Source organism: Flavobacterium sp. HSC-61S13, assembly GCF_024171535.1.
Classification (GTDB): Bacteria; Bacteroidota; Bacteroidia; order Flavobacteriales; family Flavobacteriaceae; genus Flavobacterium.
This window is the reverse complement of the sequence record NZ_JALJZV010000026.1, coordinates 1-23,346: the sequence shown is the minus strand read 5'-3', so window position 1 is coordinate 23,346 and position 23,346 is coordinate 1. Positions and strand designations below refer to the sequence as shown.

The 23,346-nt window shown below is 38.0% G+C and carries 19 protein-coding genes; 12 read left to right on the top strand and 7 right to left on the bottom strand.

Translation table 11 applies throughout. The features are described from left to right. Nucleotides 1–15 precede the first annotated feature (15 nt). From L1275_RS16170 to L1275_RS16160, 3 genes are all read left to right on the top strand, one after another. Nucleotides 16–3,126, top strand: a complete 3,111-nt coding sequence (locus L1275_RS16170; RefSeq protein ID WP_253475884.1) for an efflux RND transporter permease subunit — start codon at nt 16–18, stop codon at nt 3,124–3,126. 96 nt (nt 3,127–3,222) lie between these two features. After that, nucleotides 3,223–4,518 carry a TolC family protein gene (locus tag L1275_RS16165; RefSeq protein ID WP_253475881.1) on the top strand — a complete coding sequence of 432 codons (1,296 nt, stop codon included), beginning with the start codon at nt 3,223–3,225 and terminating at the stop codon, nt 4,516–4,518. 12 nt (nt 4,519–4,530) lie between these two features. After that, on the top strand, nt 4,531–5,238 hold the full coding sequence (locus L1275_RS16160; RefSeq protein WP_253475878.1) for an outer membrane beta-barrel protein: 708 nt from the start codon (nt 4,531–4,533) through the stop codon (nt 5,236–5,238). A gap of 124 nt (nt 5,239–5,362) precedes the next feature. Here L1275_RS16160 and L1275_RS16155 read toward each other — a convergent pair whose 3' ends face one another. Next, nucleotides 5,363–6,049: an HAD family hydrolase gene (locus tag L1275_RS16155; protein WP_253475875.1), complete on the bottom strand. Its 687-nt coding sequence runs from the start codon at nt 6,047–6,049 to the stop codon at nt 5,363–5,365. Nucleotides 6,050–6,388: 339 nt separating this feature from the next. On the opposite strand from L1275_RS16155, the gene pafA reads away from it, so the two are divergent. The 6 genes from pafA to L1275_RS16125 all read left to right on the top strand — a co-directional run bounded on the left by pafA (nt 6,389) and on the right by L1275_RS16125 (nt 13,905). Beyond that, complete coding sequence (gene pafA, locus L1275_RS16150) at nt 6,389–8,035, top strand: alkaline phosphatase PafA (protein WP_253475872.1); 1,647 nt, start codon at nt 6,389–6,391, stop codon at nt 8,033–8,035. A gap of 362 nt (nt 8,036–8,397) precedes the next feature. Next, complete coding sequence (locus L1275_RS16145) at nt 8,398–9,720, top strand: TolC family protein (RefSeq protein ID WP_253475869.1); 1,323 nt, start codon at nt 8,398–8,400, stop codon at nt 9,718–9,720. Nucleotides 9,721–9,735: 15 nt separating this feature from the next. After that, nucleotides 9,736–10,782, top strand: coding sequence for an HlyD family secretion protein (locus L1275_RS16140; RefSeq protein WP_253475866.1), 1,047 nt, complete (start codon nt 9,736–9,738; stop codon nt 10,780–10,782). Between the two features lie 2 nt (nt 10,783–10,784). Next, nucleotides 10,785–12,398, top strand: coding sequence for a hypothetical protein (locus L1275_RS16135; RefSeq protein ID WP_253475864.1), 1,614 nt, complete (start codon nt 10,785–10,787; stop codon nt 12,396–12,398). A 12-nt stretch (nt 12,399–12,410) separates the two neighbouring features. After that, nucleotides 12,411–12,869: a MarR family winged helix-turn-helix transcriptional regulator gene (locus L1275_RS16130; RefSeq protein WP_253475861.1), complete on the top strand. Its 459-nt coding sequence runs from the start codon at nt 12,411–12,413 to the stop codon at nt 12,867–12,869. Between the two features lie 82 nt (nt 12,870–12,951). Next, a complete protein-coding gene (locus L1275_RS16125; RefSeq protein ID WP_253475858.1) occupies nt 12,952–13,905 on the top strand; it encodes an aldo/keto reductase in 954 nt (317 codons plus the stop codon). A 210-nt stretch (nt 13,906–14,115) separates the two neighbouring features. Here the strand turns inward: L1275_RS16125 and L1275_RS16120 are convergent, their stop codons facing one another. The 5 genes from L1275_RS16120 to L1275_RS16100 all read right to left on the bottom strand — a co-directional run bounded on the left by L1275_RS16120 (nt 14,116) and on the right by L1275_RS16100 (nt 19,416). Next, nucleotides 14,116–15,576, bottom strand: coding sequence for a hypothetical protein (locus L1275_RS16120; RefSeq protein WP_253475855.1), 1,461 nt, complete (start codon nt 15,574–15,576; stop codon nt 14,116–14,118). A gap of 9 nt (nt 15,577–15,585) precedes the next feature. Beyond that, nucleotides 15,586–17,685 carry a methionine--tRNA ligase gene (gene metG, locus L1275_RS16115; RefSeq protein ID WP_371923510.1) on the bottom strand — a complete coding sequence of 700 codons (2,100 nt, stop codon included), beginning with the start codon at nt 17,683–17,685 and terminating at the stop codon, nt 15,586–15,588. Nucleotides 17,686–17,796: 111 nt separating this feature from the next. After that, entirely contained in the window at nt 17,797–18,222 is a 426-nt protein-coding gene (locus tag L1275_RS16110) for a hypothetical protein (RefSeq protein WP_253475832.1), read from the bottom strand. 82 nt (nt 18,223–18,304) lie between these two features. After that, a complete protein-coding gene (locus L1275_RS16105) occupies nt 18,305–18,775 on the bottom strand; it encodes a hypothetical protein (protein ID WP_253475828.1) in 471 nt (156 codons plus the stop codon). Nucleotides 18,776–18,840: 65 nt separating this feature from the next. Then, complete coding sequence (locus tag L1275_RS16100) at nt 18,841–19,416, bottom strand: hypothetical protein (RefSeq protein WP_253475825.1); 576 nt, start codon at nt 19,414–19,416, stop codon at nt 18,841–18,843. A 242-nt stretch (nt 19,417–19,658) separates the two neighbouring features. Here L1275_RS16100 and L1275_RS16095 point away from each other — a divergent pair, with 242 nt between their 5' ends. The 3 genes from L1275_RS16095 to L1275_RS16085 all read left to right on the top strand — a co-directional run bounded on the left by L1275_RS16095 (nt 19,659) and on the right by L1275_RS16085 (nt 23,186). Further along, on the top strand, nt 19,659–20,750 hold the full coding sequence (locus L1275_RS16095; RefSeq protein WP_253475822.1) for a DUF2891 domain-containing protein: 1,092 nt from the start codon (nt 19,659–19,661) through the stop codon (nt 20,748–20,750). Nucleotides 20,751–21,558: 808 nt separating this feature from the next. Next, complete coding sequence (locus L1275_RS16090; protein ID WP_253475819.1) at nt 21,559–22,050, top strand: helix-turn-helix domain-containing protein; 492 nt, start codon at nt 21,559–21,561, stop codon at nt 22,048–22,050. A 62-nt stretch (nt 22,051–22,112) separates the two neighbouring features. Beyond that, complete coding sequence (locus L1275_RS16085; protein WP_253475816.1) at nt 22,113–23,186, top strand: AraC family transcriptional regulator; 1,074 nt, start codon at nt 22,113–22,115, stop codon at nt 23,184–23,186. Nucleotides 23,187–23,248: 62 nt separating this feature from the next. On the opposite strand, the gene L1275_RS16625 is transcribed toward L1275_RS16085, so the two are convergent. Continuing rightward, nucleotides 23,249–23,346 (bottom strand): PT domain-containing protein (locus L1275_RS16625; protein ID WP_371923509.1); only part of this gene is annotated, 98 nt, incomplete at its 5' end.

Sequence of the window (23,346 nt, the reverse complement as noted above, 5' to 3'; positions counted from 1 at the left end):
AACGAACAGCACGCGATGAAAAATTTATTACAAACAATTATAGAAAAAAGAGGTTTGGTAATCTCCCTATTTCTTTTGTTGGGAATCTTCGGTTATTTTTCTTGGAAACAATTGTCGATTGAAGCCTATCCGGATATTGCCGATGTTACGTCACAAGTTGTGACTCAGGTGCCTGGATTGGCCGCAGAAGAGATGGAATTGCAAATTACCATACCTATAGAACGAGCGTTAAACGGTATGCCCGGTATGCATGTTATGCGAAGCAACAGTACTTTCGGATTATCGATGATCACCATCGTTTTTAAAGATGGTGTGGACGATTATTTCGCCAGACAACGCATACAAGAACGACTCAATGATTTGGAGCTTCCCTATGATGCGGTTGCCGAATTAGACCCGTTGACCTCTCCAATTGGAGAAGTATATCGATACATCATCGAGGGAGATGGTTACAGTCTGCGCGAGTTAACCGATATTCAGAATTTTACCATTATTCCGAAGATCAATCAGGTTTCTGGAGTTGCCGAGGTAACTAATTTTGGAGGAATTACCACCCAATTTCAAATTGAACTGGATCCGCATAAATTAGAACAGTATGGACTATCGCTAAGCGATGTAGTCGAAACCGTAGAAGATAACAATGTCAATGCGGGTGGTAGTGTCTTAACCCGAGGAGATTTAGGTTATGTTGTAAGGGGGATTGGACTGATTAAGAATTTGGAGGATCTCGGTAGAATTGTCGTTAAGGCTGAAGATGGAGTACCCGTTTTTCTCAACGATTTGGGCAATCTCAAATATGGAAACTTGGAACGTAAGGGAGTTTTGGGATATACCGATCGCAAGCGAAACTATTCCGATAGTATAGAGGGAATTGTGTTGTTGTTAAAAGGACAGAACCCATCAGAAGTACTTGAGGGAATCCATGTGGCTGTAGCGGAACTAAACAACGGTATTTTACCAGAAGGCGTAGCAATCCACGTATTCCTAGACCGAACGGATTTAGTTGATACGACTCTAAACACGGTTTCAAGAACCTTGATCGAGGGAATCGCCTTGGTGATTATTGTCTTAATTGTCTTTTTAGGCAGTTGGCGCGGTGCATTGTTAGTAGCAGTAACGATTCCTTTGTCGTTGTTAATTGCTTTTATACTGATGCATTTTACCAATATCCCGGCGAATCTACTTTCCTTAGGTGCAATTGATTTTGGAATCATTGTAGATGGTGCGATAGTCATGATGGAGAGTATACTGAAAAAGCGGGAAGAGAAGCCTGATGAGGTATTAAAAGAGAAATCGATAGCAGATCGAGCCAAGCAGGTGGCTAAACCGATATTCTTTGCCACTCTGATTATCATCACGGCCTATTTACCCTTATTTGCCTTTGAACGTGTAGAGAAAAAATTATTTACACCGATGGCTTTTACAGTGGGTTATGCCTTATTAGGAGCTCTAGCAGTTGCTTTATTCTTAATACCGGGCTTGGCTTATATGGTTTATAAAAAACCCAGAAAAGTATATCACAACCGTTGGTTAGAAAAATTAACCGCACGTTATTACAACCGTGTCCAAAAAATCGTTGCCAAACCCAAACAGGTTTTTTTACCCTTATTAATTATATTGATTGGAACCGTAGCCTTGACGATGAAGGTGGGAAAAGATTTTTTACCGCCTTTAGATGAAGGCTCCATTTGGCTGCAAGTACAGCTTCCTCCGGGAATCTCTATTGAGAAGTCCAAGGAGATGAGTGATACTTTACGAGCGCGAACCATGAAATACGATGAGGTGACTTATATTATGGTCCAAGCCGGACGTAATGATGACGGAACCGATCCGTTTACACCATCACATTACGAATGCTCGGTCGGATTAAAACCTTATTCGGAATGGCCTAGTGGTAAAACAAAAAATGATTTAATCGAGGAGCTTTCAGCAGAATATGCCACTATACCGGGTATGACTGTTGGTTTTGCACAACCGATGATCGATGGGGTTATGGACAAAATTGCCGGTGCTCATAGTGAATTGGTAGTCAAAGTATATGGAGAGGATTTTCATGAAACCCGACGTATTGCTAATGATGTAATGAAAACGCTTAAAGGCGTTGATGGTGCTGTGGATTTGGCGATCGATCAAGTACCGCCTTTACCGCAACTTCAAATTCACGCCAACCGAGAGAAGATTGCACAATTTGGATTAAACGTTGCTGATGTAGCGGAATTGATAGAAGTAGCCATTGGAGGGAAAGCCATTTCTCAGGTCTTTATAGGAAACAAGGTTTATGAAATCAGTTGTCGATATAGCGAAGACAGCCGCGATACGCCGGAGAAGATCGCCAATTTGATGTTGACTTCAAGTACGGGGGCGAAAATTCCTTTGTCGCAAGTGGCAGAAGTAATTACCAGTACCGGAGAAAGCACCATAACCAGAGAGATGAATCGACGTCATTTGACTGTAAAACTCAATGTGCGTAATCGCGATTTGGGTTCGCTTCTAAAGGATGCTCAAAATCAAATAGAGCAAAAAGTGCAATACGACCACGAGAAATTCAAAATCGAATGGGGGGGACAATTTGAAAATCAGAACCGCGCTTATGACCGACTGATGATCATAGTGCCGCTGACCTTGTGTCTGATGTTTGTATTGCTTTATGGTGCCTTTGGTAAATTTAGACAGGCGGGATTGTTGATGATTGTGGTGCCTTTAGCACTGTTCGGAGGAATGTTGGCTTTAAATATTCGCGGTATGTCTTTAAACGTTTCCTCTGCTGTCGGGTTTATTGCCTTGTTTGGAGTAGCTATTCAAAATGGAGTTATTATGATTTCTCACATCAACCAAAAGCGAAAAAAGCGAACCAAGTTAAAAGAAGCTGTTTTGTTGGGGGCTAAAGAACGTTTTCGACCGGTCTTAATGACGGCAACAGTAGCCGTTTTAGGATTGTTTCCAGCTTCCTTAGCCACGGGTATCGGTTCGGATGTGCAGCGGCCATTGGCAACCGTTATTGTCTATGGGCTCTTATTTGCAACCTTACTAACGCTGTTTGTTCTGCCGGCTCTATATTATCTGGTTGAGAAGAAATGGGGTAGTGAGACCGACTTTTTAAAACCGGAAGATTTAGAAGAAAAATAGTTGTTGAAACCGCCTTGATCTATAAGGAGTTGAAAGCCCATTTCGTAGAATAGGGCGGTATCACAACATCTTAAAAAATACAAATAATAGCGAGGTATGAAAAATAAATGGATTTCCCTGTTGGTAACTTGTTTTTTGCTGTTATGGGTTTGCCCCAACGCAGTGGCTCAAGTGCAAAAGGCTCAGTTGCCATCACAGAAAATTACTTATCACGATTTTTTAAATCGAATAGGGACACAAAATTTAGGGTATATAGCTGAAAAATACAACTTGGATATAGCCGATGCGGAAGTGGAAGCCGCTAAAATATTTCCCGATCCAGAGCTGAGTTTTGGATGGGTTGATAACGGCGAGCGAAGAATGGAAATGGGCTATGGTTTTGAGGCAGAATTAAGTTGGGATCTCGAACTGGGCGGAAAGAGAAAAGCGAGAAAGAATTTGGCGAATAGCCAAAGAGTACTGGCTACGCTCGAATTACAGAATTATTTTCAAGAATTGAGAGCTGAGGCGACCATCGCTTTTTTAGAAAGTTTGCAGCACAGAATGTTGGTGGATGTCAAACAGGATTCCTACGAATCGATGAAACAAATATCGAAATCCGACAGCATTCGATTTACACTGGGACAGATCAGTAAAGTCGAATCGGTGCAGAGTCGATTGGAAACCAAATCGATGAAAAACGAAGTGGCGGATGCAGAAAATGATTGGGAGAATAGTTTGTTAGAGCTTAAAAAAATGTTTGCTTCTCGTCAAGCGGATTCGCTGTATATACCCGAGGGTAATTTTGAGAAGTTTGACCGCCTTTTTGATTTGGCAGAATTGGTGCAAACGGCAAGAAACCAGCGTACGGATTATCTGGTTGCCAAACAGAATCAAACGGTTTCAAGTAACGAAGTTAGATTGGCACAGGCAGAACGCGTGGTGGACTTGGGATTGAGTTTGGGAGTAGAAAACAACTCCTTTGTCCGAAATGCAGTGGCGCCAACTCCGGGACATACTGCTGTAAAAGCAGGGATATCTGTTCCGTTAAAGTTTTCCAACAAAAAAGACGCAGCACTGAAAACGGCTTTGTACGAGCAAAAGCAAGCCGAACTCGAATATCGCGATGTAGAACTCGAATTGGAAAAAGAAATCGCACAAGCGCTTCGTACGTATTTGACCAAGCAAAAGCAAATTCAACTGTTTGAGCAGAGTATGTTGGCAGAGGCTAAAGAGGTTTTAGATGGAATCACTTACAGCTACCAACGGGGTGCGAGTAGTCTTTTAGAGGTCTTAAATGCACAAAGAACCTATAATGAAACGCGTGAAGCCTATGTTGAAGCGCGATTTGATTATGCGGTGGCTTTGGTAGAACTCGAAAAAGCAGTAGGTATTTGGGACATTGAATTTTAAAATATAAGGATGATGAAAAAAGAAATAGTAATCGGCTTTTTTTTATTGCTGACCCCTTTATTAGGACAGGCACAAGATGGGAATCAAGCCAAGGGAAATACTTCATTCGGAATCAAAGCCGGATGGATTCAATCGGATTTATATGGTAAACATTTAGATCAATGGGTCGTAGACGGTAAAACCGATAAACAAGATAGTTTTTTTGTCGGATTTAGCGTTTCCAATTCGGTGGGCAAACATTTCGCATTAAGACATGAGCTCTTCTATCAACAATATGGAGCCGGTTTTGATCGAGAGTTGGAAGAAGATGTTGTTATGGATGCCCAACTAAAAATGAAGGGATTAAGGATAAATCCCATTTCGCCAACCTTTAAATGGGGTGGATTGGAAATTTATGCCGGTCCTTATATCAACGTATTGCTCGAATCGTCGATCACGGCATGGGATGAAAACGGAAACAAATATAAGGATTACGAAATATTTGGCACAGGGCCTGAAGATACGGAAGACTATAAATACTTACAGAAAATGGATTACGGTTTTGTAGCCGGTATTGATTACATTTTTAAAAAGCGATTTTCAATAGGAGCGTATTACTCCAGAGGGTTTGCGCCGATATTTGACAATGCAAATTCGTATGGACTCGAAGGCACGCCGGGTATTAAGACCTTAAAAATATACAATGAATCCTATGGTGTTTCTTTAGGAGTGCTGTTCTAATAACAGACGCTTTAAAAAAACTTCAATAGAGATATAAAAAAAGAGAAGAAGAAAGTGGAGTGTAAAAAGCCCCTGTTGCACGAGCGACAGGGGCTTTTTTATAGCTGTTACAACAGCGGTCTTTTTAAAATTTCTCAATAATTTCAGACAACTTCTTAATGGTTGAAAATCGCGGATGAACGATCTCGTGATCAATGCGTTCGTGTGCCCATGTGGTGTGGAACGGTACGTGAATAGCAGTGGCTCCAATGTTTAACACTGGCAGAACATCGGATTTTAAAGAGTTGCCGATCATCACAAATTCCTCGGGTTTGATATCCAAACGCAATAATAGTTTTTCATAATCAATCTCGCGTTTGTCTGACATCACTTCGATATGGTGAAAGTATTCCCCCAATCCAGAGTGGTGCAGTTTTCGGTGCTGGTCCTTTAAGTCACCTTTAGTCGCAACAACCAATTTATATCGCTGTTTTAGCTGTTGTAAAGTGTCTTCAACATCGTCTAAAAGTTCTACGGGCTTGGTCAAAAGCTCTTTGCCAATTTGAATGATTTTCTCAATCACTCGAATACTAGCCGTATGATTAGATACGGTATAAGCCGTTTCTATCATAGACAAGACAAATCCTTTTATTCCATATCCATATAAAGGTAAATTGTCTATTTGAGTTTTAAACAAAGCTTGTGATAATCCTTGATGTGATAAATAGTCTTCTAATAAGATACAAAATTTTTTCTCGGCCTCGTTAAAATAAGGTTCATTGTTCCACAGGGTATCGTCGGCATCAAAAGCGATTACTTTAATGTTGTTCATAGGTTTTTTATGGGATTTACACAAAGATATTGAAATTATTGATCTTTTTTTTGTTTAGAACCACTTAAACACAGACAGAATATAACATTTAGCTAACATTAAAAATTTTAAATCCTTTAATTTTGTAGCCGTTTAGTACGGTTTCTTTAAGCGATATCGTTTTTTATGAATGAATTGCCTTTAGCTAATGTTAATTGAATAACTACCGTTGTGCTGAACTACTATTATGATTAATTTTATCCTTACATAATTTACGATACACAGGCGCTAAGAAATGTTTTTTTAGTCAAAAGAACACTTAAGATATTAGCGGACCAAATTGACCTAATAAAGCAAAACATGAATTTAAAATCCGGTTTTTTAGTTACGATTACACTGTTTTTCTCACTGGCAACTTTTGCTCAAAATTCCTTGCCAAAACCCAAATTGGTAGTAGGGGTAGTGGTCGATCAAATGCGTTGGGATTATCTCTATCGCTTTCAAGATCGCTATGCGGACAACGGTTTTAAAAGACTTTTAGATGAGGGGTTTTCGTGTGAAAACACCTATATCAATTACGTGCCAACATACACGGCAATTGGGCACAGTTCTATTTATACGGGTAGTGTACCTGCTATTCACGGAATTGCTGGAAATGATTTTATCATTCAGAGCTCTGGTGAAAGTATGTATTGTACTCAGGATGATGCTGTAGAGGGAGTAGGTGTAAAGGGAAAAGTCGGTATGCAATCGCCAAAAAATCTATTGACTTCTACCATAACAGATCAATTAAAATTAGCGACTAATTTTAAATCCAAGGTTATTGGAATTGCGATGAAAGACCGTGGGGGAATTTTACCAGCGGGTCATTTTGCCGATGCGGCATACTGGTTTGACGGCCAATCGGGAACTTGGATCAGCAGTACTTTTTATATGAAGGAATTGCCGAAATGGGTATCGGATTTTAATGCTGCAAAACCGACTGAAAAATACTTGAATCAAACTTGGAATACCCTATATCCTATAGAAACGTATACCTTGAGTACCGCAGATAATACGGTATATGAAGGGAAGTTTAAAGGTGAAGTAGCACCGGTATTTCCTAGAGATTTAAACAAATTAAAGGCAGAAAACGGATTGGACTTGATTAAGGGAACCCCATTTGGAAATACCTTGACCTTAGATTTGGCAAAAGCGGCAATTGAAAATGAAAATTTGGGTAAAAACCCAGAAGGAGTAACCGATTTCTTAGCAGTGAGTTTGTCTTCAACAGACTATATCGGACATCAATTTGGTATAGATGCCATTGAAATAGAGGATACTTACTTGCGTTTGGATGCTGATTTGGCCAGTTTAATCAGTTATTTAGATGAACATATAGGAAAGGATGAATACACTTTGTTTTTGTCGGCCGATCATGGTGCGGCGCACAACCCACGTTATTTTAGAGATAAAAAGGGAAATGCTGGTTATTTTGACACCAAAAAACACAAAGCTGAAATCAATATGATGTTGGAATTGAAATTTGGTGAAAAGGAACTAGTCAATAGTTTGATGAACTACCAAGTGCATCTAAACAATGCATTAATTGCCAATGAAAAATTAGACGAATCGGATATCCGTGAAGCCATAGTGGCTTATATGAAAAAAATGGATGGGGTAGCGTTTGTAACGGATATGGACAAAACATCAATGGCTTCTATACCTGCGCGAATCAAGGAAAGAATCATCAACGGTTATCACATCAAGAGAAGTGGTGTTATCCAGTATATCTTAGAACCGCAATGGTTTAGTGGAACAGAGAATGGCACCGGGACTACACATGGAACGTGGGGGTCTTACGATGCACATATCCCTTTAGTTTTTATGGGCTGGGGAGTGAATAAGGGAAAAAGCAATCGCGAAACTCATATGGTAGATATCGCTCCAACTTTAGCTGCAATTTTAAAAATTGAAGAGCCAAACGGAAATATTGGAGTGCCGATTGAAGAGGTTATCAAAAAATAAACCGCTTCATCTTTTAGAATAAAAAAGCCCTTTTGATCAAAATCAAAAGGGTTTTTTTTATGTTTTTTATTTTTAAACAACTGAAATATAGTGTTTTGTATAATGAGGGTGTTGGTGTTTTTAGAAATCGCTATACCTATTAGGTATGTGATATCGGCCTGAGAAATCATACTGTATAATAGCAGGCTTTTTGAATAAAACACCGACAAAATCTTTGGATTATTGGACATTTTACCGCGCATTGTTTGTCGATTTCTTTTTTTTGATGTCGATTTAGTAAAAATGATGGCAGCTAATATTTTTTTTTGCACAAAATATAGTTATAGCCTTAACTTTGTTGACTGTAAAGAGAATCACATCAAATGAAAACAGATTTAATAAAACAGTTACCCTTAGTAGCGCTTGTTTTGTTGTTCCAAATCCCCTTAGGAAGTTATGCACAAGAGTTGCATTTGTCTATTTCCGAATTGTTTGCGCTGACTTCAAAAAACAGTGAGCGCATCAAATTAGCTCAATGGAGTGTTGAGCAGTCGAAAGAGAAGATCGGTCTGGCTAAATCCGCGCGATTACCGGATATAGAAACGGACATTTCGTATTCCTATCTATCGGATATCACCATTTGGGATCCGCATTTCAACAACAGAGAAATCGCTGCGATGCCTCATAACGGAATGAAATTCGGTTTAGAGGCTACTCAAATTATCTTTGCAGGTGGTAGAATTAATAAAAATATTGAAAAGGAGAGTCTAGCGAGTCAAGTGGCATATCTGAATTTGGAGAAAGACGAGGCTGATGTCAAATTATTACTGGTTGGCAAGTATTTGGACTTGTATAAATTGATCAAGCAAAAAGTGGTTTTTGAGAAAAACATCAAATTGAGTTTGTTGCGTTTAAAAAACATTGAGAGTTTAAATGCGGAGGGGATGGTTACCCATAACGATATTACTCGCAGTCAACTGCAATTGTCGAGATTAGAACTAAATCTAGAGGAAGTTGACAATTCGATAGAGATCATCAATCATGAGCTTTGTGTCACTTTGGGATTAGCAGAACACACACAGATCTATCCAGAAGAAGTAGATGAGCGCTTAATTCAATCCGAGCGTACTTACGATGATTGGATGGCAGAAGCGGTATCCAAGCTTCCAGAAAACAGAATTAGTGCGCTTCAACTGCAGTTGGCTCAGAATGAACTGGACTTGGTTAAGGCACAACGATTACCCGTTTTAAATTTTTTCGCTGATAATCACCTTCAGCGGCCATTGACTATCGTAGTACCGGCGCAAGATATCTTTTTAAATGAATATCAAATCGGGCTCAAACTGAAATACGACATTTCCTCTCTATACCATGTCAAGGAAAAAATCAGTTTGGCTAAACACGGTATTTCGTACTCGGAAACGGCTGTAAAACTGCAGTTGCAAGAAATTGATCAGAGGGTTCACCATGCTTTTATCAAGTATAAGGAAGCCATTTCAAAAATGGATACCTATCGAAAAAATGTGGAGTTGGCTCAAGAAAACTATGAGCAGATTGAAGTAAAATATTTTAATCAATTGGCCTTGCTTGTCGATATGATTGATGCGAGCAATGAGAAATTAAATGCGGAGTTACAGTTGCAAAACGGACAGGCAGAACGCATATTTAATTTTTACAAACTGGAACGAACAACGGGTAATTTATAAACAGACGGACAGCAAATGGAGGCTAAAATAAAAAACAAAAAGCGAATTAAGATCATCGCAAACGGCTTAAGTATTTTAATTGTTGTAGTAGTGCTTATATGGGCGGTGGTATCTTTTTTTCAATTGGGAGAGAAGGGGTATACCAATGATGCTCAGGTGGAAGAATTTATCAATCCGGTCAGTAGTAGAATATCGGGTTATGTCAGCGAAATTCGTTACCGCGAACATCAAGCGGTGAAGAGAGGCGATACTTTGGTGATTTTGGATCGTCGGGAATTTATGATTCAGCGCGAACAGGCGCTTAGTAATTTGCTTGAGGCTCAGTCGGGTAGTGCTGTGGTTTCCGCGGGATGGAATACGGCACAAAACAATATTTTAGTTGCGAAATCCAATATCGCAGAACTCAAAGCGCGCTTGGATAATGCCGAAGACAATCTAAAGCGTTATGCGAATTTGTTAGAAAAAGATGCGGTGACCAAATATCAATACGATCAGGTAAAAACGGAGCAATTGGCCTTACAGGCCAAATACAACAGTTTAGTAGGTCAAGACAAAAGCAGTCAATTAACTTCGGCAGAGGCTGGGCAGCGCGTCAGCGTCAGTGCCGCGACCCTAAAGCGTGCTCAAGCACAATTAGATATGGCGGAGTTAAACTTGTCTTATACCATTATTGTAGCGCCTTACGATGGTACTATGGGGCGTATGTTATTGCAAGAGGGACAATTGATTCAGGGGTCACAAGCTATAGGAACCATTGTCAAAAGCGATGAAAAATGGATTACAGCCAACTATAAAGAGGGCGATGCGGCCAAACTGATCGTTGGAGACCGGGTCAACATTCGTGTTGATGCCTTGTCTGGATTGAAACTGACGGGTACTATTACGGCTATTTCTGCTGCAACAGGAGCGAAATACTCGAATATTCCCATCGACAATTCTGCGGGAAACTTTGTTAAGGTAGAGCAGCGAATCCCGGTCAGAATCGATTTTGATAAGGACACTGAAGCAGCGATAAAAAACCTCAGAGCGGGAATGAATGTCGAGGTAAATCTAATTCAATAAACATGTATAATACCGGTGTTTTTGAAGATTGGGTGCCGCGTTGGTTGGTCGTTGTATTGGCTTTTGCATTAAATATTCCGATTTGTATGGTTGTGGGAACCTATGCGGGTATTGCAACGGTTTTAACCAGCGAATCTGGGAATATTCAGGAGGTGTATACCTATGCCTTCTACGCAACTTATATCGGTATGGCGGTGGTAGTACCGCTGTTTTTTCAGCTAAAAAGGATGTTGAAAACCCGTACTATACTCTTGAGAACTTATATTAGTGTAATCGTGTTATTATATATCACAACGGTGGTCACAGCGCCTTATTTGATTGTATTACTCAGCTTTTTAGCAGGAGCCATGCGGATGATAGCCGTACTTGAAATATTGGGTTTGCTAACACCGATTCTGGCGCCAAAGGGACAACCGTTTATCAAGTACAGTTTTTTGTATCCAATTATGATCGCATTTGGACAAATCGGAAATTATGTAGTGGGGGTATTGGCCTTTATGTATAATTGGAAATACGGATATTATGCGATACTATTTCTACAGCTGATACCGATTTTAATCGTCTTGATTTTTGTGCACAATAAACCCTATACTAGAAAAATAAAATTTCAGATGTTTGATTGGTTTAGCCTGTTCCTAACCACTGCAATATTAATGCTTGGAGCCTATGTCGCGACATTTGGAAAAGTAAGAGATTGGTTAGACGCCCCAGAGATTATTGTGGCAATTGGCATACTGCCGCTATTGATTTACGCGTTGCAAGATCGTTTAAGAAAATTAAAACACCCCTTTATCAGAATCGATTTGTTTTGGAACAAACATTTTAATTATGCGTTGTGTTTTATGTTTTTGATTTGTATGTTTTATTCCAGTACCAGTTTGCAAACGGTGTTTTATAGCAATCTTCTACAATACAATATACAAACGCAGGCGGAACTGGGTATGGCTATGATACCCGGTATATTGGTTGGGGCAGGCGTGAGTTTTTATTGGTTTAAAACCGGCAACAACTTTAAGGGGATTTATTTGATAGCGATTTGTGCTTATATGATATCTCATATTCAATTTTATTTTCTGATGGATCCCTATATAGCAAAGGAACAATTGTTTGTTCCCATAGCATTTAGAGGAATGGGATTGGGTATTTCGTATATAGCTATTGCCACTTATGGGGCTCAAGGGTTTACCGTACGGGAAGGATTATCTTCTGTTTTTTGGTTGATTTTAGTGCGTTCTGTTATTGGTCCGGTATTGTTTGCCAGTATATACAGCAACTTATTAAATTACAAATTGGTGGATTTTACAACTCGTTTGTCTTCAAAAGTCGATTTCACACAGCCACAAACCCATCATTTATACTTACAAACCTTTAATAAGGCACTGAGCACCGGAGTAGATCGGGTACAAGCGCATCAGTTGGGAATTCAACAGCTCTATTTGTCGATTAAAACCGAGGCGACCATGTTGTCGTTGCAATATATTTTCGGAACGGTGATTTTAGCGGGATTTGTCTTAATTTTACTGACGCTCCTGATTAAAGTGCCTCCAATTAATACCCGAAAGAAGGTTCGATGGAGACAAGCGCTAAGAGGAGATTTTATTCGAAACCATATTTAAACGTCACAGACCATGGCCACCAAACAAAAGAGAAGTGTTTTTTCAGAGATTTTTGAAATGTCCAATTTAACGGGATCTGCTTATCGAATTTTAGTGCGTCGCAGATTTAAGGAAGCACAAATTGATTTGACCGTAGAGATGCTTCAGGTATTGGGTTGCCTATGGCAGCAAGACAATCAGAGTCAGCAAGAACTGGCAGATCGGTTGCTTAAAGACAAAGTGAGCATGACGTATTTGATCAATAATTTGAGTAAGCGAAAACTGGTAGAACGCTGTGAAACGGAGTCCGATAAAAGGGTTAAATTGATTCAACTGACGCCGGAAGGAATAGCTATGGAAGAACAAGCACAGAGGATTTTGGCCGAATTGCGATCGTTGGTGATTGGAGATATACCGGCTGAAACCATGCGGGTGGTTTTGGATTATTACGATCAATTTAACCGTAATATTCAAGAACAGTTGGCTAAATAGTTTTTATTTTGCTTAAGTTTAACCTGTTTTTTTTGATGTATCATTCAGAATTTCATATATTTAAGAAACAAAACGAGCTACGATGAGTGATAAAATAAAATTTGGAAAATCGGACTTATTGGTCGCTCCGGTATCCTTTGGAGGTAATGTATTCGGATGGACCTTGGATGAGAAAGAGTCCTTTAGAATGTTGGATGCCTTGGTTGATAACGGTTTAAACTTCATAGACACGGCCAATAATTATTCGTATTGGGTACCGCAACATAGAGGGGGTGAATCGGAAGAAATTATAGGGAAATGGTTTAAGCAATCGCGGAAACGAAATCAAATTGTACTGGCGACAAAAGTTGGTGGACAAATGGGTGATGGCTCCAAGGGTTTAAAGGCAGCTTATATCCGACTAAGCATTGAAGCATCGTTAAAGAGACTGCAAACCGATCATATCGATCTGTATCAATCGCACTATGACGATTTAGAAACGGGTCAAGAAGAAACTATGGAGGTTTACAATCAATTGATCCGCGAGGGAAAAGTACGTTTTATAGGTGCCTCTAATCTAGAGCCCCAACGCATCCTGACTTCGAATCAAATTGCAAGAGCCAATAATTGGGCGGAATACATCAGTGTACAGCCATTATATAATTTATACGATAGAGCTAAGTTCGAAAATGAGTATTTACCGATAGTACAAGAAGGTAATTTGGCGGTAATGAGTTATTTCGCATTAGCCAGTGGTTTTCTCAGTGGAAAATATCGGACCGAGCAAGATTTAGAGGGAAGCAAACGAAAGGATATGGTCAAGGGATATCTCAATGAAAGAGGACTCCGTATTCTCGATGCTCTAGAAAAAGTAGCGGATCAGTATCAGTTATCTATGGCAACTGTGGCAACGGCATGGCAAATTAATAAACCAGAAATCACTACACCAATCGTCAGTGCTACAAACAGTACCCAATTAAAAGACATCATCAAAGCGATGGAGCTTAAACTGACCTCTGAAGACCGAGCAGTTTTAGATCAGGCAAGTAGCTATTAAGACTTCTTGTAAATCCTTTTTTAGGTTTATAATTAAAAATCCATAAGTACAAGCTTTTACCAGCTATACTTATGGATTTTTATTGACTACTAGGGTTATGTGAAACTATTTGTTTTGAAGAGCTTCTACTGCTTTCATTTTTTGTTCAATTTTATCGAGAGTCTTCTTAGTGTTTTCATCGAAGGCTTTTTGATATAATGTATAAAAAATCTATTCGAATTCAAAAAAGTTATATTGGTTGATTGTAGTATCGTAGTAGCCCAAATACATTTTTTGTTGAAATTGAAATAGAATTTCCGATTTGTAGCTAGACTTTTTTGAAAGGAGATAGGCGTTTATATTTTGATATACCGTTGGTTTAACAGTACCCGGGATGGATGTGAAATTTGGGTCTGTTAGCATGGTAGCCGTAATTCCTCGCGCTTGAGAAAAAGCCTGCAATTTTTGCATGGGCGGATTGCTAGGCCAATTATAGTATATTTGGTAAATTAGTGTTTCTATCATATTTCCGTTTAGAGCAGACGAAAGTTCGACATCTTTATTTTGAGGCTCGATCCCCCCAAAAGTGATATTGAAGCCCTCGTCATTTTTAGAACAAGTAATCGCAATAGAATTGTTTTTGAGATAACTTAAAAGTACCGATGTCTTTTTTATCTCTCTTGTATTTCCATTTCTTTTATTGAATTGTAAAGTTGGCTTTTCAGCGATAAAAGGGATATCTTCTCTTTTGTTTGCACTGTATTCGGAAATCAATTCACCTTCTAAATTTTTTATGGTTAAAAATAATTTGGATTCAGAAGTCTTGACTTGTACGAGATTTTTTTGGTATAAAAAGGAATTACTATTAATTTCATATCTAGATTCGACTTTTATGTATGGTTTCTTAATGTGTAATTGATTGACTTTGTATGTACCTAGGTCAATTTGGATTATTTCGGTGTAGTCCATATGATGATCAAAGGTGATCATCAGTACATTATCCTCAATATAGAATTTTTTCTTATTTGTAGCTAAACCAAGTGGCGTAGGAGATGCATTGTCTATTTGCAGCAACTCATAGGACTCATATCCTGTTTTTTCGAGTGAAAATGAGTACTTTAGAAATTGATCAAGATTCTGTTTTTTGTAATCCTTATCGTAAAAAACAAGAGAATTCAGGTTTATTAACTGTGATTTAACCGTTTTAGAATCGGTAAACCTATACACTTTAATTAAGTTGCTATCGTCTAGTACTGTAAATACGAAAAGTTGGTTTGCTGCAGTAAATTGACACAACACCTTTTCCTTTTTTAGGTTTATTTCAAATTCATGAGTGTCGTATAGGTGATTTTTAAAATCAAATTTTTGAGAGATAAAGGCATTTTTGTTTTTTGTTGACCAAAATAGTACCGGTTGTCCATTCTCTATAAGTGAACCGGAATTCACCTTATATTTTGAATCGATTTTGGTGTGAGGTATAGAGTCTTCAACCTGCATTTTAGCATTTAATTTATAAATGTTGGAGGTTGATTTGTTATTGATCAATAAGTAGTTCAGTAGCTGCTCTTGGTCAGAAAATGGGTGTACTACTGAGTTGGCTTTGATGTCTAAATCGAGATTATTAATTTTTTTTTGACCAAAAACTTGGGATACCGATAAAAGTATCCCAAGGATTAAAAGTGTATATTTCATTTGAAGATATTAACTTATAGTAGAACCATTATTAACCGCTTCCGCGTCTGGATTGACAAAAACCAATTTTCCTTCTTTGTTTTCTGTCATTAAAATCATGCCTTCGCTTTCAATACCTCTGAGGTTTCTAGGCGCTAAATTAGCCAAAACAGTAACCTGTTTTCCGATGATTTCTTCTGGAGAAAAATGCTCTGCAATTCCTGAAACTATCGTTCTTACATCAATTCCAGTATCGACTTTTAAAATCAGTAATTTGTTGGCCTTTGGCATTTTTGCAGCTTCAATAATAGTACCTACACGCAGATCCAATTTGGCGAAATCTTCGAATTGGGCCACTTCTTTTTGAGGTTCTACTACTTTGGATTCAGCAATATTGCTGATTTTGATATTTTCAAGCCTATCTATTTGTTTTTGAATCTCTTCATCTTCAATTTTAGCAAACAACAAAGTTGCTTGTCCAATGCTATGGTTGGTTGGTATCAAATCTGATTTTTCAGTAATCGATTTCCAGGTAAGTGCTGTTTGTAGGTTTAAAATCGATTTTAGTTTTGTCGCAGTAAAAGGTAAAAACGGTTCTGCCAAAGTACTTAACGCAGCGGCGATTTGTAAGGCTACATACATTTGAGTTTTGACGCGTTCCGGATTTTCTTTGATCATCTTCCAAGGCTCTTCATCGGCTAAGTATTTATTACCCAATCGAGCTACATTCATCATTTCTCCGAGCGCTTCTCTAAAACGGTATCTGTCTATAGAGCTGGCTATCACGTTTGGATATGCTTTTAGTTCTGCTAAAGTGGCTAAATCAACTTCAGAAAACTCGTTGGGTTGAGGAACAATCCCTTCATAATATTTATGAGTCAATACCACAACACGGTTGATGAAATTTCCGAAAATCGCTACCAATTCGTTGTTGTTACGAGCTTGAAAGTCTTTCCAAGTGAAATCGTTGTCTTTGGTTTCTGGAGCATTCGAGGTTAGGGCATAGCGCAAAACATCTTGTTTCTCCGGAAAGTCAACCAAGTATTCATGCAACCAAACCGCCCAGTTCTTAGAAGTAGAAAGTTTGTTACCTTCAAGATTTAAAAACTCGTTGGCTGGAACGTTGTCTGGTAAAATATAACTGCCTTCTGCTTTAAGCATAGCAGGAAAAATAACACAGTGAAATACAATATTGTCCTTTCCGATAAAGTGAACCAATTTGGTGTCTGCGGATTTCCAATACGGTTCCCAATCTTTTCCTACGCGTTCGGCCCATTCTTTGGTCGAAGAAATATAGCCAATTGGTGCGTCAAACCATACATAAAGTACCTTTCCTTCCGCTCCGGCAACAGGTACTGGAATTCCCCAATCCAAATCGCGGGTCACGGCTCTCGGTTTTAAGCCATCTTCCAACCATGATCTCACCTGACCATAAACATTGGGTTTCCAATCGTTTTTATGACCTACTAAAATCCATTCTCTTAAGAAGGCATCGTATTGATCCAAAGGTAAAAACCAGTGTTTGGTTGATTTTAAAGTCGGTTTGCTGCCGGATATAGTCGATTTAGGATTGATTAAATCTGTTGCGTTAAGCGTGGTTCCGCATTTTTCGCATTGATCACCATAAGCCTCTTCATTACCACATTTAGGACAGGTCCCTACTACGAATCGGTCTGCTAAAAATTGTTGAGCCTCCTCGTCATAAAGTTGGTCGGTTACTTCTTCTATGAATTTCCCGTCTTCATAGAGTTTTTTGAAAAACTCAGAAGCGGTATCGTGGTGGATCTTTGATGAAGTTCTCGAATAATTATCAAAAGAAATTCCGAAATCTTCAAAAGATTGTTTGATGATCTGATTGTATTTGTCAATGACTTCTTGAGGCGTAATTCCTTCTTTTTTAGCTTTCATCGAAATAGCTACTCCATGTTCATCACTTCCACAGATAAAAGCAACATCCTTATTTTGTAAGCGCAAATAACGCGCATAGATATCTCCAGGAATATACACACCAGCAAGATGTCCGATGTGAATTGGTCCATTGGTATAAGGTAAAGCCGCGGTTAGCGTATATCTTTTAGGGTCTTGTATCATATTATGGTAGAATTTAGCTTCAAATTGATAGGCAAAAATAAGCAATCGCGCTGTAACGGTAAACTTTTTATTGGTAAGACTCTATGACAAAGCTGATCTAAACGAAAAAAACCACCCCGAAGGATGGTTTTATGTCTTTTATGAGTTGAATTAGGATAAAGGTTGACCAACTGCGATGTCACAACGGTGACCCGGTTGTCCGTGTTCTGGATTTAAATTTCCAGTAGCAGCACTAGTTGCCCCTTTAGCTCCGTCATTAACTAAAAATGGTTGTTGAGCTTGAGCTGGTGCACTTGTAGCAGCTGCGTTTGGTTGAGTTGCCGCAGGGCTGTTTAATGGTGCTCCTACAGGAATATCACAACGATGTCCTGGTTGTCCATGTTCTGGATTCATTCCCTCAGCTTGCTGAGTGGTACCGTGGTCATGTCCATCATGTTCAGAATGACCCGCTGGTGCAGCATTGGTAACTGGTGTTTCTGTTGCTGTCGGATCTTCCGTCACAGCCTCTTTCTTAGTGTCATTACAAGAAGTCAAAAATGCCACTGAAGCTATTGCAATAAAAGCGTATTTTTTCATATTTTAAATTTTAATGATGTAAACATACATATTTTATTCTTTTTGAACAATTTTTTTATTGGTTTGTCAACGCCTAGGTTAGTTAATTACTTTGAGAATTGTCGGGTGTTTCTGATGGGGATACGGCTAAGTCCGACAACAAAACTTTCTTCTTTGTACTCGAAATCAAAAAGTATAAACAACTGATCAGCCAACCCAACCAAAACAGATAGCCCCCGCTGTGAAAACTGCCTTTCATCATTTTATGAGTGGTTGTGGTAAAGTCAATATAGGTGGCATAAGCTCCAATAAAGCCAAAAATTAGAAACAAGATACAAATCAAACGATTCACTTTTGAAGCACTTAGTGATCGAGCGATGACTAAAATTAAGATTAAGATCAACTGTATGGCTAATATGGCTAAGGCCGTTTTCCACCAAGTTTTGAAAATTAAATAATCTCGGTGTAAAAAATTGATGCCCATACGTCCAATAAACGACATTTTAGACATGAGTATGCCACAAATTAAAGCGAGTATAGCCTGAACAAGCGCCAGTATGCTGATGTTTTTCATGAGGTGAGTTAACTATTTGTATTAATAGGTGTTGAATATAGGTTGTTAAGGGTTAAAGGGAAACGCTATTTTGCAACTTCCCAGCCATATTGCTCGTCGTATTTTAATTTGAATTTTCGAGTGATAAAATTGGAATTTGGATTTTTGTCTTCTGCTAATATGGAGAAGGGGGTTTCCTTTTTGAACAACATGACCGTAATGTTGGCCGTGCGTTTGCTTTTGTTGTTAATCTGTAAGGGCTGGTCTTTGTCTAATTCATAAACCACCGTTTTCACAGTGACTTTGGATGATTTTTGATCAATTATATAAGGTTTAGCCAGATCTGTGATCACAATCGATGTATTCCAAATGCTATCTTTGGACAACCATTTCTTTTTGATACTTTCTTCTTCAAAGGATATCAATCCTTTCTTCTCTAGGTTTTTGTAATGCTCAATTTCTAATGCATCCTTAGTAGTACGCAATTTTAGGCTGCCTAACGAAAGGGAGGTCGTTTCATATACCGGTTTTTCAGCTAAGTAATTTTCTATGACCTTTAAGGCTGTAGAGGTGGTAAGGTTTTCATCGGAACAGCTAGAAAGTAATGCGGTGCTAGCTACTAGAAAACAGAGGAATACGTTTTTTATTAGTGTGTTTTTCATCTTCTAAAATTTTTAATAAAGATATAAAAAAATAGGTTTGTTACAGTCTATTATCGCAGGCCACTTCGGTGATAATAAAGGGGGTATGCGCAAGTTGCTAGAGAGTATTGCGGAATTGATCGTGCAAATAGGATAAATTGTTGACTATCTTTAGACGAATAAATTGAAGTACGCGCAAGAGATCGTGATTTCTTGAAATTGGCGTATTATAATAGAGTTGTTAATCTTAAAAATCGAATTACATGAGAAGTATGTTCCTTTTTATTTCATTGTTGTTACTGTCCTGTCAGCAAAAAACGGATGAAAAACAAATTGTTAAAGATAGGGTTGTTGTTCCGCAATTGTTAGATGTTAAATTGGCCAAGCGGATTTTTGAGTTGCCTGTTCACTGTTTAACACAAGAATATCCAAATAAATTGGGGCAAGTGCTGGGCAGTAGCAAGGATTTAAAATCACCAAAAACTTTACGTCCTTTATTCTATGGGTGTTTTGATTGGCATTCTGCTGTTCACGGATATTGGTCTATAGTTACTTTGATGGAGCTTTTTCCGGAATTGGATAGCGATGGACAAGTGCGTCATTTGCTTGACCAACATATTACTGCTGAAAACGTTCAAGTAGAAATCAATTTCTTTAATGATGTCAATAATACCAGTTTTGAACGAACCTACGGCTGGGCTTGGATGTTTGCCTTGCAACAGACGTTGGAACAATCCGATGATCCACAGTATCACAGATGGGCTAAGATTTTAAGACCGCTATCGGATTTAATGGTGGAGCGTTATACGGTGTATCTGCCGAAGTTGATGTATCCGATACGCACAGGGCAACATGATAACTCTGCATTCTCCTTATCGCTGGCTTTAGATTATGCGCGCGCAGTGGAAGATAAAGATTTTGAAGCGCTGTTGGTTAGTCAAAGCAAACGTTTGTTTGTCAACGATGTGAGCTGTAGTCTGACTTATGAACCGAGTGGTTATGATTTTCTGTCTCCTTGTTTAGAGGAAGCGCGCTTATTGACAAAGATTTTGCCGCAAGTGGAATATCGAATCTGGTTAAAAAAGTTTTTACCGCAGTTGTTTAAATCTGATTTTGCTTTAATGCCCGCTGAGGTTTCCGATCGAACCGATGGGAAGCTGGTTCATTTAGACGGTTTGAATTTTAGTAGGGCGAGTTGCTTTTATGATATATCAAAAGTTTTACCAGAGCTCAGTTATTTAGAAAAAGTAGGGGAAAGTCATTACCAATATTCTATCGGAAATATATCAAATGATGACTATATGGGAAGTCATTGGTTGGGAACTTTCGCGATTTATGCTATTTTGAACAGATAGTATTTAGCCCTCGGTCTGTCTGTTTTTTTTAAGGTGGTTTTTGCTAAAATACCACCTTAAAAATTAAAAATCTGATAATTGGGTTCGATTATTCGTAATTGCATTTGTTTTTAACTTGTTTTTTGAAAGTTTTTTTTATAAATTTATTCACATAAAACGAATTGTTGTACTTAGTGAGTATGGAATGATATGTAAACTGTCAATGTTTTGCTTAAAGTAAAACAGAGATAGTTTTTTTAATCGTTTATATTCCTATAAATTTGCAGTCGCTCGTTTGTGAATTTTAACTGTAAAAAATAAGAGTTAGATTTTATGACAATTAAACTTTTGTTGACGGAATTTAGAAAAAATACTTTTTTTCAATTTAATGTGATTTTAAAGATCATTTTAGGGGTTTTATTATTGCAATTATTCTTCATTTTTTTAGATATCCCCGTATACGTTGACTTATTTGTCGGACCACTGCTCTATTTATACACTAGTAAAACCAACAATATTAAAATTTCTTTTTTTCGAGTTTCTTTTTTACATATACTCTTGGCATGTTTTTTATTTTGGTTAACTATGTGGAATCATAGTGAATTTGTTTTGTTTTTTGGATGCTTTGTCCTTGATGACGTATGGTTTCCTGATTCGATTGCGATTAAAGCAGTCTTATGTCGCAAAAAGCCATTTCCATAGTTATACTATTTTTGTTAGTTTTTGTACATTTTATTTAGGGGTGGTTTCGCTAGTGCTTTTTATTCAGTTCTTAGAGAATAACGTTGTTAAGATATTCAGTTTTAGCAAGCAATTTCTTATAGTAGGAATGCTCTCAATAGTAATTTGTTTTCTGTTGTATTTGTTGTTTAATGCAAAAAAATCAACCCTTGAGTTAGACGAAGAAATTGATGAAAAAATCGAGATTGATGGGAATAAAGTAATTCCAGCTCCAGCGACGGAATCACTTCGTGTCGAAGAAGTAAACAAGATAAAACTGTTTTTTGAAAATTCGGATCTATACCTTCAAGCTAATTTTACACTTGAAGACATGTCTGTAGAGGTTGATATTCCGCGTGCTATTTTGACTGATGTGATGAATAAGGAAATGCAGACTGGATTTTATGCTATTCTAGGAGAGCATCGAATTCATCATGCCAAAAAAATGTTGCTAGACAAAGAAAATTTTACGATTGAAGCCTTGGTGTTTCAATGTGGATTTCACTCAAAATCTACTTTTAATAAGTATTTTAAGCAATTTGTAGGACAGACTCCATCTAGTTTTCGCATAGAGAATATGCATAATATTCGTACATTTTGAGCAATAGCGATTTACTCCCATACTGTTTTTTTTTAATTCTAACCGCTGTTATAGTACTGTCGTTGGCTACCTTATATTTGAACCTTCATTTCAGAAAACGTTCGTTATTCGATAAAGTTGTAGCTGTTTTTTTAGTTTTCTTAGTGTTTCATAGCCTTTATGTTTGTGTTGTTCGCTACGCATTTAGTGAGGTGCCTTTCGCAGATATTGCAGCTCCTTTTAGTCTTTTCTACGGACCTTTTTTCTACGCGTCCTTGTTAGCGTTGAAAAAGTCTGGAAATTGGAATGTTTCTATTGTTCTGGTTCACCTGATTCCTGCTGTGATTTTTGGTCTAGTATATATCGTTTTTTTAACTGATTTGGAATACTTTAGTTCGTACATCTCTACGTACTTATTAATTCTGTATTTAGGCGCTGGTATACAGTTTATCATTTATGCCTTATATGGCTTTATTAAATTTAATAATTCCTTCGACACTAAAGAACTGAAGTTGGTAACGAATTATGCCGTAAAAATCATGGTCATTGTTGCGCTGATCTTTTTGAGTTTAGTATTTGAAAACGAACGAACAAGAGGTGATAAAAGCTATATTGATGGATTGGTTATCTATTTCTTGATGTTTTTAATCGCGGCTGTTGTTTTTAGGTATCATGTACTGACCATTTTTAAAAGTAATGATTTAAACGATTTGCAAACTCCTGCTAAAATCAAGAAGATTGAAATTATTGAAAGCGGTAGTGTAGTAAAGAAAAAATACGAAAAATCGAGTATTAGCGATCAAGAAGCAATGGTATATCTTGCTCGATTAAATAAATTGATGGAGAGTGATAAGTTGTATTTGGATTCCGAGTTAACTATTGATAGCCTTGCTCGAAAACTTAAGATCACAAAACATCATTTAACACAGGTGTTGACCGGAGTTTTGGACTCTAATTTTAATAAATATATCAACAACTACCGCGTCCTACACGCTTCCGAACTGCTTAGAGAAACCGACGGCAAGGTTTCTATAGGTGATGTGGGTACGGAGAGCGGATTTAATTCACGGACTTCTTTTTACCGCGTTTTTAAAGCTTATCACGGAGTGTCACCCGTTGACTTTAAAAAGAGTAAAAATGATACTGCAGCGGAGTGATACTGTAATGCGTTCTGAAGTCTTTTTCAGTGCTGTTTCAATAGTTTTTATCGTAGAGAATTTTAGCTAGGTCTTTCGCTAGGTCTTTCGCTAGGTCTTTCGCTAGGTCTTTCGCTAGGTCTTTCGCTAGGTCTTTCGCTAGGTCTTTCGCTAGGTCTTT

Excerpts from the sequence above, each read along its gene's own strand:
- L1275_RS16170 (WP_253475884.1), top strand. The coding sequence starts at position 16 with ATGAAAAATTTATTACAAACAATTATAGAAAAAAGAGGTTTGGTAATC.
- L1275_RS16165 (WP_253475881.1), top strand. The coding sequence starts at position 3,223 with ATGAAAAATAAATGGATTTCCCTGTTGGTAACTTGTTTTTTGCTGTTA.
- L1275_RS16160 (WP_253475878.1), top strand. The coding sequence starts at position 4,531 with ATGAAAAAAGAAATAGTAATCGGCTTTTTTTTATTGCTGACCCCTTTA.
- L1275_RS16155 (WP_253475875.1), bottom strand. The coding sequence starts at position 6,049 with ATGAACAACATTAAAGTAATCGCTTTTGATGCCGACGATACCCTGTGG.
- pafA (WP_253475872.1), top strand. The coding sequence starts at position 6,389 with ATGAATTTAAAATCCGGTTTTTTAGTTACGATTACACTGTTTTTCTCA.
- L1275_RS16145 (WP_253475869.1), top strand. The coding sequence starts at position 8,398 with ATGAAAACAGATTTAATAAAACAGTTACCCTTAGTAGCGCTTGTTTTG.
- L1275_RS16140 (WP_253475866.1), top strand. The coding sequence starts at position 9,736 with ATGGAGGCTAAAATAAAAAACAAAAAGCGAATTAAGATCATCGCAAAC.
- L1275_RS16135 (WP_253475864.1), top strand. The coding sequence starts at position 10,785 with ATGTATAATACCGGTGTTTTTGAAGATTGGGTGCCGCGTTGGTTGGTC.
- L1275_RS16130 (WP_253475861.1), top strand. The coding sequence starts at position 12,411 with ATGGCCACCAAACAAAAGAGAAGTGTTTTTTCAGAGATTTTTGAAATG.
- L1275_RS16125 (WP_253475858.1), top strand. The coding sequence starts at position 12,952 with ATGAGTGATAAAATAAAATTTGGAAAATCGGACTTATTGGTCGCTCCG.
- L1275_RS16120 (WP_253475855.1), bottom strand. The coding sequence starts at position 15,576 with ATGAAATATACACTTTTAATCCTTGGGATACTTTTATCGGTATCCCAA.
- L1275_RS16110 (WP_253475832.1), bottom strand. The coding sequence starts at position 18,222 with ATGAAAAAATACGCTTTTATTGCAATAGCTTCAGTGGCATTTTTGACT.
- L1275_RS16105 (WP_253475828.1), bottom strand. The coding sequence starts at position 18,775 with ATGAAAAACATCAGCATACTGGCGCTTGTTCAGGCTATACTCGCTTTA.
- L1275_RS16100 (WP_253475825.1), bottom strand. The coding sequence starts at position 19,416 with ATGAAAAACACACTAATAAAAAACGTATTCCTCTGTTTTCTAGTAGCT.
- L1275_RS16095 (WP_253475822.1), top strand. The coding sequence starts at position 19,659 with ATGAGAAGTATGTTCCTTTTTATTTCATTGTTGTTACTGTCCTGTCAG.
- L1275_RS16090 (WP_253475819.1), top strand. The coding sequence starts at position 21,559 with ATGCTCTCAATAGTAATTTGTTTTCTGTTGTATTTGTTGTTTAATGCA.